The sequence below is a fragment of the Ruegeria sp. CDSA020 genome (assembly GCF_059612345.1).
On record NZ_JBXWQK010000001.1, the window covers coordinates 506,412 to 520,323 of the forward strand.

The window sequence follows — 13,912 nt, forward strand, 5'->3', positions numbered from 1 at the left end:
CTTTTTCCAATACCCCTACAATACCACACTCGCAGCTAATTGTGACGAAGCAGGCAATACCATGAGAGAACCCTCTGAAATCACCAATAAAAACTGGCTTATGGTCGCTGTACTTGGCTTCATCTGGGGCGGCACATTTATGGTCGTGGCCATCGCGCTCGAAGGGTACGGGCCCGTCACAGTAGCAACAGCGCGCACGACTCTGGGCGCGCTGACCCTTATACTGCTGATGGGGGCGACGGGTCGCAAATTGCCAACAACCACGCGGGGCCTTTGGCCCTCAATCATCGTGATCGGCATTCTGTCGACGGCCCTACCTTTTTTGCTGCTCAGCTGGGGCCAGCAATATGTTCCGTCCGCCTTTGCGGGCCTTTCGATGGCGGCCATCCCGTTGATGGTGTTGCCACTGGCACATTTCTTTTCGGATGAGCCCCTCAACGCGCGGCGTTTTGTTGGCGTATCACTTGGATTTGCAGGCGCACTGGTGCTGATTGGCCCTGGCCTTGCACAGCTTGGTCAAGGTGCGGAACCACTGGCACAGCTGGCCTGTATTGGTGCTGCACTGTGCTATTCCTGCGCTTCTATATTCACGCGCAGATGCCCTCCGGTCGATCCGGTTGTTCTGGCTGCGCTCACTCTGCTGGTCGGCGCGGCGATCTTGTTGCCCATCATGCTGGTAACCGAAGGGGTGCCAAATTGGCATGGCGCACGGCCTAGCCTCGCCATAATCGCATTGGGCCTTGTTCCGACCGCCTTTGCCACGTTGTTGCGCGTCTCGATTATTCGCAGCGCCGGGTCTGTTTTTCTGACGCTGGTCAACTACCAGGTTCCGATATGGTCGATGGTATTTGGCGCGTGGATTCTGTCCGAGGCATTGCCGATACGGTTTTACTTTGCTCTGGCGATGATCCTGACCGGGCTAGCGATCAGCCAGTGGTTCAGCCTGCGCAGAATGCTTGCCGGTCGCTAGCCTGCAACCGCCGCGACCTCAGCAACGATACTGTCAACGACTTGGGCCAACAGCTGATCATCTTCACACTCCGCCATGACGCGGATCAGAGGTTCAGTGCCGGATTTACGGATCAGTAATCGGCCTTTTCCTTTCAGACGCTCTTCGGCATCCGAGATTGCGGCTTTCACACCAGCTGTTTCCAGCGGGGCCTGCCCCTCGCCATAGCGCACGTTCTTCAACAGTTGCGGAACTGTTTCGAACTGAACCGACAGTTCGGATGCGTTGCGCCCGGAATGTACCATTTCAGCCAGGAAATGCAGGCCCGCCATGAGGCCATCGCCTGTGGTGGCATAATCGCTCATGACGATGTGGCCAGATTGTTCACCACCCAGGTTGAAATCTCCCTCACGCATCCGCTCGACTACATAGCGGTCGCCTACGGCCGTTCGTTCAAGCCTGAGCCCCTGCGAACCGAGATGGCGTTCGAGACCAAGGTTGGACATAACTGTCGCGACCAAGGCGCCGCCGCGCAAGCGGTCTGCCTTGGCCCAAGAGGTCGCCAACAACGCCATCAACTGATCGCCGTCGGCCACGTGTCCGTGCTCATCCACGATCACAACCCGATCGGCATCACCATCCAGGCAGATCCCGACATCGGCCCCGTGCGCCACCACTGTTTCAGCTGCAAGCTGAGGTTTGGTCGAACCGCAATTCAGGTTGATATTCTTACCGTTAGGAGATGTGCCTACAGGAATGACCTCGGCCCCAAGTTCCCACAAAACTTCGGGTGCGGTACGGTGCGCGGCGCCATTGGCGCAATCCACCACCACTTTCAAACCGTCCAGCCTAAGATCGCGGGATAGCGAAGATTTCACCCGCTCGCCATAGCGAAACCGCGCATCGTCTACCCGGCGGGCCCGACCGATATTTTGCGCCTGCGCAGGCTTAACCCCTTCTTCGATCAGCCGTTCGATTTCAATTTCCGCCTGATCCGACAGCTTGAAGCCATCAGGCCCGAAAAACTTGATCCCGTTGTCTTCGGCGGGGTTGTGACTGGCCGAGATCATCACGCCCAGATCGGCGCGCATTGACCGCGTCATCAGGCCGACAGCCGGCGTTGGAACTGGTCCCAGCAGCAAAACATTCATCCCGGTCGAGGTCAGCCCCGCCGTCAGCGCGTTTTCCAGCATATACCCAGACAGGCGCGTATCCTTGCCAATAACAACACGGTGCACGCCGGATTGGTCACGTCGGAAGTACCGCCCAACCGCGGCCCCCATGCGCAGGGCCATCTCAGCCGTGATCGGATGCGTATTGGCGGTGCCACGCACCCCATCGGTTCCGAACAGCTTGCGCATTGGTATCTCTCCGTAAATTCTTGCTTGTTGCGACCGGATTACCGGACGGCGGCCCATAGACGCAAGGCCTGAGCGGTTTCAGCGACGTCATGAACACGTAGGATCTGCACGCCCTGTGCCAATCCGGCCAGCCCCACGGCGATTGATCCCGGCGCACGGGCATCTTTGCGGGGTTCTTTGCCTATCTGACCAATAAACCCCTTTCGGGACACGCCCAGCAGGATCGGACACCCCAAACCGTGAAACAGGCTGAGATTCTGCAGAAGGATAAGATTGTGCTTTTCGGTTTTGCCAAATCCTATGCCCGGGTCGATAACGATCTGGTCCCGGCTCATGCCGAGGTCTTCAAGAAAACCAACCTGCCCATGTAGGAAGTCATAAACATCCAGCAAAACACTGTCGTAAGTCGGGTCGTCCTGCATCGAACCGGGATCGCCCTGCATGTGCATCACGCAGACAGGGGCACCAACCTGAGCACAGAACGGCGCAAGGTCCGGATCGAAAGTAAAGCCCGAGACGTCGTTGATCAGCCCTGCCCCGGCTTTCCAAGCGGCTTTGGCAACGGCGGCTTTGCGGGTGTCTATAGAAATCAACGCATCGGTGGCCGACCTGATCGCCCTGATCAGCGGTTCGGTCCGGGCGATTTCCTCATCTTCAGGGACAAAGGTTGCACCCGGGCGTGTCGACTCTCCTCCGATATCGAGAATGCTGACGTCCTGCGATACCATGTCCCGCGCCGCAGCCTGTGCCGCCTCGACCGAGTTATGCACCCCGCCATCCGAGAAACTGTCCGGCGTGGCGTTGAGGATCCCCATGATCTGAGGGCAATCCATCGCAACTCCAGAAACAGCTGCCCGTGGACGTGTCAGTCGATCCAGCACATCCCCCGGAACCTGCGCAGCCGGGATGATGCACGCGGCTTCAGTCCGGCTCAGACGTTCGACATGGGTAAACCACAGCTTCTGACCGACTAAGGTCACCGCCCCTTCAGGGCGCGCCTCACCATGCTGAACCAGGGGTCGGTAGTAAGCAGTCACAGATTCGCCTGATCCACCGGCACAGCGCGCAGCGGAATCTGCGGCGAGTCCGGCAGGGCGCCTCCGAAAACCAACAGCTCACTTGCTTCGAAAGTCGCGGCAAACCATGCCGCCAAAGCGACCGCGTCAGAGGGTGCGGCAGATGGCCCATCCACCGCATCAAGAACGATCTTGGACGGGGCCCAAACGCAAATCTGTCCGTTCTTCATGGCCCAATCCAATTCAGTCCGCGTGGAAACGACGACACAGCGGAGGTCACGCGCGGCCAATACCCAGGCGTTTTGCTCGATGGCCAAAAGGTCGATCCGGCGTTGTGTCATGGCGTGCCCCGTTTGTGAAACGGCCATATCCGCCGCCCCAACGCATAGGATCAAGGGACGTTTCCGGTTCTCCAACTGGTCGATCCAACCGGTCAGATTGTCCGAAGCGATTGCTTCGTTTGACAGGAAGGCCAAACGCGGGTGCGGACGCTCTTCCTCGACCAGATCGTGGTGAGTTGCATCTTTACCGCGCACGATCTCGACGCCCAAAGCGCCGGGTCCTCGATCCAGTTTTTCTATTCTGACAAAAGCTCTTACGGCTTGAGGCTCAAGCAAAATTCTTTCCGCAATCCGATCTGCCAAAGTTTCCAGCAGGTTCAACCGCTCGGCTGACAGTTCAAAGGCGATAGCCTCGGTCACACGATCATATGACAAAATGCGATCAACATCATCGTCAATCGGATCGGTCAAAGGGCGCACTTCGACAACGATATTAAAGCAAATGCGTTGCGTCGTTCCGCGCTCTGCCTGAAAAGCGCCAATTTCGACCTCGACAATATGGTCCCGCAGAGAAATGCGATCCAGAGGTCCCCGCGTGGCTGTCGCTTCGGACCGCTCGGAGGGGTGCGCAAAGGCAAGACGGATTTCAGAACTCATGCGGTTGACCCTTTGGGCTTGGTGGATTTTTCGGACCTATTTACACATTGCAGGCCCTATAACACTGCAACAAGCGCCATTCCAGTCTTCGAATGCGGCGTCAGCTGACGCGAAACCAGCTCATCATTCCCGATGCTGAATGACCCAGCATATGACAGTGCAACAACCAGTCGCCTGGATTGTCAGCAATCAGCGCGATTTTACGGGTCTGACCCCGCCCTATCAGTATTGTGTCGCGCCAGGGGCCCAGCGTGCCGTCATCCAGGATGATGCGGAAATGGTGCCCATGCAGGTGCATAGCATGGGAAAATACCGTTTCATTGACAAACTCAATCTGATGAGCACTTCCCAATCGCGCATCCAGAAACGGCTCATCCGGTCGATCAGAATAGCCATTCAATGCCCAAAACCTCCCGAGTTGGGCCAATTCACGGCCTGATAGCTCGGTCTCGCCCATATTGGCGGAATCCAGCCAGCGCATGGCCCCGCCTTGCAGCGTCATGCGATGGATCGGTGCGTCGTCCAGCCGAACCTTAGGCATCTCATTTGCTGGCAAAGGGTGGATTCCAGTCCTGTTTGCCGCCGCCTGTCCGGCCACCGCAAGCCGAACCAGACCGAAGCTTTCACCGCGTTCTTGACTAACAAGCCCGGCAATCTGACCCTCATCACTTTGCACATCCACGATCAGATCCATCCGCTGAGCAGGTGCAAGCGGGACGTTCCCAGAAAACGGCAAAGGGTCAACCAGAGGCATTCCATCCAAAGCGACGATCCAACCTGTCAGACCATCAAGCCCCAGATCGAATATCCTGGCATTTGCCGCATTGATCAGCCGCAGCCTCAGGCGCGCACCGCGCGCCACTGCATATTCTGGATCAAACTGGCCATTAACTGTGACGAGATTACCCAAACGCCCGGCGTGGCTGAGGTCGTGCTGGTTATCAAAATCTTCTACGATCTGCCCGGTTTCCGGGGTCAACCTCCAGTCGTCCAGGACAAGGGTCAAATCCTGATCCACATCAGGCAGATTATCTTCTTCGACAATCAATGGGCCGTAGAGGCCACGCGCAACCTGCTCCATGGATCGGTTATGGGCATGATACCAATATGTTCCCGCATCCGGGACCACAAAGTCATAGGTAAAACTGTGGCCAGGCTGAACAGCGTCCTGCGTCAGACCCGGAACTCCGTCCATTGCATTGACAATCCGAATGCCATGCCAGTGGATCGTAGCGGGTTGGGGCAAATCGTTTACCAATCTGCGCCGGACGCTTTGCCCTTTGCGCAGGCGAATTTCTGAACCGGGCACATTTCCACCAAGGGACCAAACCGAGGTCTCGGGGTACCCGTCAGGGGCCAGCTGTCGGGAGACGATCTGGGCAACCAAATCATCTATTGCGGCATGCACTGCCTTGGGCAACAGCAACATTGCTGTACCGGATTGCAAAATCTGTCTGCGTGATAACAACAATACGGGCCTCCTGGGCCCGCAATCTAAACCGATTTTCGTCCCGCGCCAGTAGGGTTCCAGCGCGGGTGCGTCAATCAGTTACTCGCCGTCTGATAGTTGTGACGGTAGAAAATATGGACACCGATACGCGCGGTTTCCTTGTAGACCTTGGCCCAAGACGGGCGCACTGCGGTCGTGTGATAATGCGTAGCCCCTTCGGTCAGCTTTTTGGCATCCCCGTCGATGGCTGTACGCGCGACTTTCGCTACACGCTCATAGGCCTTCTTTTCACGGATCACTTCCTCTTGACCGTCACAGGTATAGGTGAACTGGCACTGGTATTTCTTACCTGTGCCCTGATTGATCACACCACACAGCGTGTCGGGAAAGCGGCTGCTGGCAACACGGTTGAGGATAACCTCCGCCACAGCAAACTGACCGCGCACGCCTTCGCCGCGCGCTTCAAAGTACAACGCCTCGGCCAGGCACTTGAACTGTTCGCCTCCGGTGGCGGTGGGTTGCTCGTCCAACCAGCTCTTGGAGTAGGACACTTCTTTCGGCTCAGGCTCCTGTCGGGGCTTGAACAAATTCAGATAATCGCGAAAATTCTGACCGGGCAGTTCGCTACGGGCGACCAGCTCACGTTTCGCAGTATCGGTTGCTTCCCTCTCAGCGAAGGACACACTAGGCAGCATGGTTGTCGCCATAACGGCAACAGCCAGAATATATCTTAGCATCAGATAACCTCGCACAGGCACATTCTGCGCCATACCCTCCCCCGGCGGGCGCGATGAGGCTCATACCGAATTGAATCGGAAACGTCCAGATCAGAAGAAGATGCAAGTGGAAAATCGCCGTAACGTCAAAATAAGTTGACGACGGCTACCTTCTTTTCCCACTAATCCTTGGGTCGGCAGTTACTGTCAACCCCCAAGTCTGGACGAAATCGCCAGTTGAGCGGCAGCCAGCCGAGCGACAGGTACCCGGAAGGGTGAACATGATACATAGTCGAACCCCAAATCCCGACAAATTGCGATTGATTCGGGGTTTCCGCCATGTTCACCACAGACCGACAGGGTCACGTCCGGCTGAACCCGGCGTCCGCGTTCAGACCCCAGCTTCAACAATTCCCCTACACCATCGGGATCTAGCACGTGGAACGGATCCTCGGCGAAAACACCCTGACGCACATAAGCAGACATGAAACGACCGGCGTCATCACGAGACAATCCGTAGGTCATTTGGGTCAAATCATTGGTGCCGAAGCTAAGGAACGCAGTTTGTGGAGCGATTTCGTCCGCCCGCAGGCAGGCACGCGGCGTTTCCACCATGACCCCCAGCCGATATTCGAACTCTTGCCCTCGTTCAGCGGCTACCGACGCCGCAACCGTGTCTATCCGAGATTTGACAAGCTCAACCTCGCGCTTGGCCGAAACCAGCGGTATCATCACCTCGGGGACCACCAGAGCGCCCTCTTTGCTGGCCTCAAGCGTCGCCTCAAAGATTGCCCGGGCCTGCATATCATAGATTTCCGGCACCGTGATGCCCAGCCTGACGCCGCGCAATCCCAACATCGGATTATATTCGGTCATCTCGGCGACACGGCGTTCCACATCCGAAACCGGCAGATCAAGTGCCTCTGCTAATTCACGCTGGCCACTGCGAGTCGTGGGCAGGAACTCATGCAACGGCGGGTCGAACAGGCGGATACAGACCGGTTGACCTTCCATAATTCGAAAGAGTTGCACGAAATCTGCGCGTTGCATCGGAAGCAGACGTTCCAGAACCGCCGCACGACCGGAAGAGGTTTGGGCAAAGATCATTTCGCGCATCACGATCAGGCGGCCGGGATCAAAGAACATATGTTCCGTCCGGCACAGGCCGATCCCTTGTGCCGAAAAGTTCCGAGCGGTCTGCGCATCCGCAGGCGTATCGGCATTGGCGCGGATCTCAATATCACGTTCGGCGTCTGCCCAGCTCATAAGCGTCTGAAAACAATCGTCTAGCGCCGCCTCAAGCATCGCGGGCTGCCCCGCCAGAACCTGCCCCGAAGTTCCGTCTATCGTCAGCTTGTCGCCCGTTTTGAAAACGCGGCCATCCTGGGCTGTCAACATCTTCTCTTTGGTCTGAAACCGCATTTCAGAGGCGCCAACGATGCAAGGCAGGCCCAAGCCGCGACCGATCACGGCCGCATGGCTGGTCATCCCACCCTTTTCGGTCAGAACAGCCACTGCGGCGTGCATTCCCCGGACATCTTCCGGGGACGTCTCTCGGCGCACCAGAATACAGGGCTCGCCCCGCGCGGCACTGGCCTGCGCCTCGGCCGCAGTAAACACAAGCTTTCCGGTTGCCGCCCCTGGACTGGCTGCAATGCCTGTGGTCAGCACATCGCGGCGCGCGTCGGGGTGAACCTGCCGGTGCAGCAACTCGTTCAGAGAATGCGGATCGACCCGCATCACCGCCTCTTGCTGAGGAATGATGCCATCCTCGGCCAACCGAACGGCAATCCGCATGGCGGCACGGGCACTGCGCTGCACGCGCACACCGTCCAGAATGTGAACGTGCCCATTTTCGATGACGAATTCGACCTGCATTTCCTCACGCAGCTTTTCGCGCATGATTGCAGCATGTGCCTTGAGTTCCGCGAATGCCTTGGGCGCAACTTCCTCAAGCGACTTACCACGCGGATCCTTTTCCAGATACAGCGCAGCGACCCCCTCGCCCAACGCATCGCGACCCTGGCTTTGGCTGAGGTAACGACCGGTTATCTGCTGCAGCCCTGTTGTCGGATCAATCAGTTGCAGAACGCCGGACCCGCATTCGCCCTGCCCCACACCCGGGACCATCTCTTGAATGACCAGGCCCAGACCTGCATCTGCTGGCGCACCTTTTGCCTGGCGTAACAGCCGGGCTGAGGTTCCATCCCATGCCCGCGCCATCGAACGCAGAACCGCAACCAGCTGCTCACCACGATCCTGTGGGAAAGGCTCGTCGGTTTCATCCTCATAGGCCCGCAACGACTGGCGCAGACCTTCCAGCCCATCGGCCTCGATGTCGTCAAACACATCCGCATCCAGACGCGCCACATGAATGGCATAGCTTTGAACAAAGCGCAGCGACAGTGCAGCCGCGGCCTCGTTCCCCATCTCGTCTGACAGGTCCACATAGCGCGCATCATTCATACCGATGTTGAGGATTGCCCCAGGCCCACCCCAATCGGGGTCCTCGGAACTTGGACGAACACACAGCAGCGCCGCCTCGTCGAACTGTTCGAGAATGGCCGCAATGTCGGGCACCTGCCCGCCGGCGATCCGCTGCACTGCATCAAAGGACAATGCAACCGTTCGTGGTACGGGAAAATCCAGCCGAACCAGGCGCTGCAGGCATTTCGCGCGCCCGCCATGAGTATTCGCCGCTACGGGCGCTTCGGCTGTGATCAGAGTGGTATGCGGGTTATTCTGCACTGCGGCACCTTTTGGTTTCACCGCAGCATAGGCCCCTGCGCCCGTGGCGCAAGAGCGTTAACCTTCGATTCGGGCCAGATCGGCCACGCTGGAACAGACCTTCCTGATCTGGCTGAGCAGGTTCAGGCGGTTGCGGCGCAGGATGTCATTGTCGGTATTGACCTGCACATCCTCAAAGAACGCATCCACCGGCCCGCGCAGCGCGGCCATGGCCGTCATCGCGGCCCGGAAATCCTCGGACGCCAGCGCTGTGTCGATCTGCGCCTGAGCCTGATCCAATGCCGAGAACAGCGCTTTCTCGCTGTCGGTTTCGGCAAATTTCACATCCGCGCCATAGGAGTATTCCACCCCATCCTTTTCCTCGGCCTGAGTCAGGATGTTGTTGGCCCGCTTGAACCCCTGCACGAGGTTTTCGCCATCCTCGGTCGCGATCACTGCATTCAGCGCACGGGCACGCTTGACCAGCAGGTTGAGGTCGTCATTCCCGTCCATCGCGATACAGGCGTCGATGATGTCGTGACGGATGCCCTCGTCGCGGAGGAAGACCTTGAGGCGGTCGTGGAAGAAGGAGAGGAGGTTATCCACATTATTAAGAAAAACTGCAAACGCGTTCTCGAATGCTGGATCAAAGTCAGAACGGTCTTTCAATTCTTCGATGCTGTGTACATTGATGAATTCAACAGCGGAAATAGACTTTTGCATCGCCTTAGAGAGCTCAGAACCAAATCCCTCATGAAGTGCACTTTGAAAGCAGGACTTGGCTATCTGACCAAGAGGCAGATTTAGACCATTTTCCAACACCAACCGAATAACCCCCAACGCCGCGCGACGCAGCGCAAACGGGTCTTTCGACCCGGTCGGTTTCTCATCAATCGCCCAGAATCCAGTCAGCGTGTCCAGCTTGTCGGCCAGTGCCACGGTCACTGATAGCGGTGCGGTTGGTACGTCATCCGACGGGCCAAGCGGCGAGTAGTGCTCTTGCGCCACGGCAGCTATGGCGGCGTCTTCACCTGCGGCCTCGATGTAGTACCGCCCCATAAGCCCCTGAAGTTCGGGGAATTCATAGACCATCTCGGAACTCAGATCGGCCTTGGCCAGACGCGCGGCTTTCTCGGCCACTGCCGGTTCGGCACCTGCGATCGGTGCCAGTTCGCGGGCTAGTGCTGCGATGCGGTCGATCCGTTCCGCCTGTGTGCCCAGTTTGTTGTGGAAGGTCACGTTCTCTAATGCGCGGGTCCATTGGGTCATATCCGACTTGGCAACGCGCAGGTCATTCTCCCAAAAGAATTTCGCATCCGCCAGACGGGCCGACAGCACCTTTTGGTTGCCCGCCAGAATGGTCGCACCATTGTCGGCGGTCTCGCGGTTGGCGACGGTGATAAAGCGTTCAATCCGGCCGGTTTTGGGGTTCTTCACGGAAAAGAATTTCTGGTGTTCCTTCATCGAGGTCTGCAACACCTCGGGCGGCAATTCGAGGAATTCTTCGTCAATCTGCCCCATCAGTACCACGGGCCATTCGACCAGCCCGGCCACCTCGGCCAGCAGGCCCTTGTCATCGACCACTTGCAGACCGGCGGCAAAAGCCATGTTCTGCGCGTCGTTCCAGATATGCTCGGCGCGTTCCTCAGGCGATAGCACCACAAAGGCGCGTTTCAGCTTGGCGGCATAATCCTCGAACGACGTGACAGAAAACCGGTTCGGGGCCATAAAGCGGTGGCCCTCGGTCGTGTCGCCGGATTTGATCCCTTCGACCTCAAGAGGCACGACCTGCGCGCCTGCCTCATCGCTGAGGAGGCACAGGATCGAATGCAGCGGACGTACCCAGCGCATCGGTCCACTGCCCCAGCGCATCGACTTGGGCCAGGGGAAGTTCCTAATGGTCGCCTCAAGCACGTCGGCCACGATATCAGCCGCCGGGCGACCAGGCTTTTCGATCATCGCGAAATAGACCGCACCTTTGGGCGTTTCACGCTCTTCCAACTGATCGCGGGTCAGGCCGGCGCCGCGCAGGAAGCCTTCGATGGCCTTATCGGGTGCGCCCACTTTCGGGCCTTTGCGTTCCTCGCGGATGGACGGGCTTTCGGCCAGCAAGCCTTCGACCGCCAAAGTCAGACGACGGGGCGTGGTCAGAGAGGCGGCCCCGGCATAGGTCAGACCGGCCTCGACCAGACCATCGGTGATCCGCTTTTTCAGGTCTTCACCGGCACGGGTTTGCATGCGTGCAGGGATTTCCTCGGAAAACAGTTCGATCAGCAGGTCGGGCATAGTCGGTCCTTAGAAATTGACGATCGTCTGGATGACGATGGCATTAGCGATATCCACAAAAAAGGCGGATACAAGGGGCAGTACGATAAAGGCAATAGGTGAAGGGCCATATCGCTTGGTTACAGCGGTCATATTGGCAATGGCGGTCGGAGTTGCGCCCAGCGCAAACCCACCGAACCCGGCGGCCAGAACTGCAGCGCGATATCCTGACCCCATCACCGGAAACAACACGTAGATAACGAAGATTACCGTAAAGGCGGTTTGTGCCGCCAGTACGACCAAAATGGTCACACCAAGTTCCGCAATCGTCCACAACTGCAGGCTCATCAGCGACATGGCCAGAAAGGTACCCAACGCAAGCTCTGAAACCAGCCCAAGCGCGGATGTGCGGCTGACGGGAACTGCATTTGGCCGCAACCAGCTGCGCAGGTTGCCGATCAAAATGGCAATGATCAGACAAGGTACAAACAGGGGAAGTTTCAGGCCGGCCTCTGCGATCAGGACATTCACACCGTAGCCAACGATAATGGCAAGATGGAGGTACAGCATGACCCGCATCAGTCCAAGCGGCGTAATATCGGGATAACGCTGTTCTTCGGTTGCGACACCAACTGTCAGTTCTTCGTTGGGGCGGTCGGGGGTCAGATTATAGCGTTCGACAAGATACTTGGCCACAGGACCGCCAACCACCGCGGCCAACACCAGACCCAATGTCGCCACTGCGACCCCCAACTCGGTCGCGCCTTCCAACCCAGTTACGGCACCAACGTCCGGCGCCCATGCAATGGCGGTTCCATGCCCTCCGATCAGGGCAGCTGATCCGAATAACACTCCGGATTGGGCAGGAAAGCCAAATGCAACCGCCCCGACGGCACCAATGCCGTTTTGCATGATGATGGTGATCAGTGTCAGAACCAACAGCAAGAACAGAGGTTTGCCGCCGGTAAGCAGATCCAGGAACCGGGCATTCAGGCCGATTGCCGCAAAAAACAGCACCAGCATGTAATCCCGCGTGGCCATCTCAAAATCGAATGAGATGCCTGTGGCCATGTATAATCCCAACATCACCAGCGCTGCGACCAACCCGCCGCTGACCGGTTCGGGTATGTTGAAGCGCTGAAGCAGCTTCACCTGCGTGTTCAACTCCGCCCCCAAAAGATATACAGCCAGACCCAACGTGGCGGCGATCATATCCGGGATGAGATAAGTCATTGCCCCGTTTCCGGTTGCTGCGGGCATTCCTCTCCGACGACCGTGCCGTCATAGGCCTTTTCCCCGCAGTTGTTCAGCGCGTGCCAAACATAGCCTTTTCCATCCTGGGTTACAGCGACGATCCGGTCCACGCCAAAGTGTATATTCTTAGCCCCGATAAAGGCCTGCGCCTGACCGGTCTGCAACGCGTTGGCAATCTTTATGGCATCGTAGCACTCAAACCATCCGGGCGCCGTCAACGGTTCGGGGTCATTGGCGGTCTGATAACCAGCCAGATCTGCTGGCGTCAGGTCAGTTTCAAAGCAGGCGCGGTATCGAATCGGAGAGCTGTCCGCATCAATCGCCTGAAAGTCCGTATAGGCGATGGTCTCGGGCTCATCTGCGCCGATTGCTAGCAAACGGACATCCTGTCCCGGCTTTGAGACCACTTCATAATAAAAGCCGTAAACTTGCAGATAGTACATGGCCCCACCAGCCAGAACAGCCGACCCAAGAAGGAGAATAGCAAGTAGTTTTCCGGTCATCGTTCGAGCATCCTATTCACGTGGCCTCTTTCATTGAGGTCGAAAATGGGCCAGTTTCCAACCTGATACAGGCTGACATTAGGGTAATGAAAATGGACACGACTCTCGCCGCAGGTTTTTTCGGCGCGCTTTTTGCGATCATGAACCCGATCACCAACTTGCCCGTTTTTCTGAGCGTGACTGATGGTCTGACCCCCGCAGATCAGCGCAAGGTTGCGGTGAAAACCGTCACCTACTGTCTGATCCTGGGCGGTGCTTTTGCAGCCATTGGCAGCAAGACATTGGGACTGTTCGGCATCAGCGTCAATGATCTGCGCGTTGCGGGCGGTCTTGTTGTCCTGATGATCGGCCTGAACATGCTGAGCGGCACCGAGAGCACGGCGCATCACGGAACCGAAGGCGAAAAGAAATCTTATCCCGAGCCCGACACCGTCGCCTTTTATCCGTTGGCCTTTCCCATCCTCGTTGGGCCTGGCACAATCACAACGTTGATCCTCTATGCACATCAAATGTCCAAACCTATGGACGTCATACTCTATGCGGGCGTTTTTCTGGCAGTGCTGTTTTTGCTGTTCGTCACATTCTGGAACGCCGCGGCGCTGTCCAAGCGGCTTTCGGACAACGCTCGGGTGATCATGAGCCGCTTTATGGGTATGATCCTGTCTGCCATCGCAATCAGCATGATCGCGGACGGACTTAAAGTTCTGCTTCCCGGGTTGGCGTAACTGCCGCA

At 57.6% G+C, this 13,912-nt stretch carries 11 protein-coding genes; 2 read left to right on the forward strand and 9 right to left on the reverse strand.

The features are described 5' to 3' along the window. Nucleotides 1-61 precede the first annotated feature (61 nt). Nucleotides 62-970: a DMT family transporter gene (locus AC2FJW_RS02540; protein ID WP_496749129.1), complete on the forward strand. Its 909-nt coding sequence runs from the start codon at nucleotides 62-64 to the stop codon at nucleotides 968-970. Here the strand turns inward: AC2FJW_RS02540 and glmM are convergent. From glmM to AC2FJW_RS02585, 9 genes are all read right to left on the reverse strand, one after another. Next, on the reverse strand, nucleotides 967-2,310 hold the full coding sequence (gene glmM, locus AC2FJW_RS02545; RefSeq protein WP_281972291.1) for a phosphoglucosamine mutase: 1,344 nt from the start codon (nucleotides 2,308-2,310) through the stop codon (nucleotides 967-969). The two genes, AC2FJW_RS02540 and glmM, sit on opposite strands and share 4 nt — an antisense overlap. A 38-nt stretch (nucleotides 2,311-2,348) precedes the next feature. Beyond that, on the reverse strand, nucleotides 2,349-3,347 hold the full coding sequence (gene folP, locus AC2FJW_RS02550) for a dihydropteroate synthase (RefSeq protein WP_496749130.1): 999 nt from the start codon (nucleotides 3,345-3,347) through the stop codon (nucleotides 2,349-2,351). Next, nucleotides 3,344-4,264: a dihydroneopterin aldolase gene (locus AC2FJW_RS02555; RefSeq protein ID WP_496700710.1), complete on the reverse strand. Its 921-nt coding sequence runs from the start codon at nucleotides 4,262-4,264 to the stop codon at nucleotides 3,344-3,346. The genes folP and AC2FJW_RS02555 overlap by 4 nt, the downstream gene beginning before the upstream one ends. A 100-nt stretch (nucleotides 4,265-4,364) precedes the next feature. After that, nucleotides 4,365-5,693 (reverse strand): multicopper oxidase family protein, encoded by a 1,329-nt coding sequence (locus tag AC2FJW_RS02560; RefSeq protein ID WP_496749131.1) that lies wholly within the window; start codon nucleotides 5,691-5,693, stop codon nucleotides 4,365-4,367. Between the two features lie 116 nt (nucleotides 5,694-5,809). Further along, nucleotides 5,810-6,484, reverse strand: coding sequence for a cell wall hydrolase (locus AC2FJW_RS02565; RefSeq protein WP_496749132.1), 675 nt, complete (start codon nucleotides 6,482-6,484; stop codon nucleotides 5,810-5,812). A gap of 153 nt (nucleotides 6,485-6,637) precedes the next feature. After that, nucleotides 6,638-9,199 carry a putative PEP-binding protein gene (locus tag AC2FJW_RS02570; protein WP_281972295.1) on the reverse strand — a complete coding sequence of 854 codons (2,562 nt, stop codon included), beginning with the start codon at nucleotides 9,197-9,199 and terminating at the stop codon, nucleotides 6,638-6,640. 36 nt (nucleotides 9,200-9,235) lie between these two features. Then, nucleotides 9,236-11,443 (reverse strand): glycine--tRNA ligase subunit beta, encoded by a 2,208-nt coding sequence (gene glyS, locus AC2FJW_RS02575; RefSeq protein ID WP_496749133.1) that lies wholly within the window; start codon nucleotides 11,441-11,443, stop codon nucleotides 9,236-9,238. A 9-nt stretch (nucleotides 11,444-11,452) separates the two neighbouring features. Beyond that, nucleotides 11,453-12,655 carry a sodium/glutamate symporter gene (gltS, locus tag AC2FJW_RS02580; protein WP_496687541.1) on the reverse strand — a complete coding sequence of 401 codons (1,203 nt, stop codon included), beginning with the start codon at nucleotides 12,653-12,655 and terminating at the stop codon, nucleotides 11,453-11,455. After that, nucleotides 12,652-13,179 carry a DUF6446 family protein gene (locus AC2FJW_RS02585; protein WP_496749134.1) on the reverse strand — a complete coding sequence of 176 codons (528 nt, stop codon included), beginning with the start codon at nucleotides 13,177-13,179 and terminating at the stop codon, nucleotides 12,652-12,654. The genes gltS and AC2FJW_RS02585 overlap by 4 nt, the downstream gene beginning before the upstream one ends. A gap of 92 nt (nucleotides 13,180-13,271) precedes the next feature. On the opposite strand from AC2FJW_RS02585, the gene AC2FJW_RS02590 reads away from it, so the two are divergent. Beyond that, on the forward strand, nucleotides 13,272-13,904 hold the full coding sequence (locus tag AC2FJW_RS02590) for a MarC family protein (protein ID WP_496690758.1): 633 nt from the start codon (nucleotides 13,272-13,274) through the stop codon (nucleotides 13,902-13,904). Nucleotides 13,905-13,912 lie beyond the last annotated feature (8 nt).

What these genes read in the sequence shown, in the direction of transcription:
- AC2FJW_RS02540 (WP_496749129.1), top strand. Translation starts at nt 62, where the DNA reads ATGAGAGAACCCTCTGAAATCACCAATAAAAACTGGCTTATGGTCGCT.
- glmM (WP_281972291.1), bottom strand. Translation starts at nt 2,310, where the DNA reads ATGCGCAAGCTGTTCGGAACCGATGGGGTGCGTGGCACCGCCAATACG.
- AC2FJW_RS02555 (WP_496700710.1), bottom strand. Translation starts at nt 4,264, where the DNA reads ATGAGTTCTGAAATCCGTCTTGCCTTTGCGCACCCCTCCGAGCGGTCC.
- AC2FJW_RS02560 (WP_496749131.1), bottom strand. Translation starts at nt 5,693, where the DNA reads ATGTTGCTGTTGCCCAAGGCAGTGCATGCCGCAATAGATGATTTGGTT.
- AC2FJW_RS02565 (WP_496749132.1), bottom strand. Translation starts at nt 6,484, where the DNA reads ATGGCGCAGAATGTGCCTGTGCGAGGTTATCTGATGCTAAGATATATT.
- glyS (WP_496749133.1), bottom strand. Translation starts at nt 11,443, where the DNA reads ATGCCCGACCTGCTGATCGAACTGTTTTCCGAGGAAATCCCTGCACGC.
- gltS (WP_496687541.1), bottom strand. Translation starts at nt 12,655, where the DNA reads ATGACTTATCTCATCCCGGATATGATCGCCGCCACGTTGGGTCTGGCT.
- AC2FJW_RS02585 (WP_496749134.1), bottom strand. Translation starts at nt 13,179, where the DNA reads ATGACCGGAAAACTACTTGCTATTCTCCTTCTTGGGTCGGCTGTTCTG.
- AC2FJW_RS02590 (WP_496690758.1), top strand. Translation starts at nt 13,272, where the DNA reads ATGGACACGACTCTCGCCGCAGGTTTTTTCGGCGCGCTTTTTGCGATC.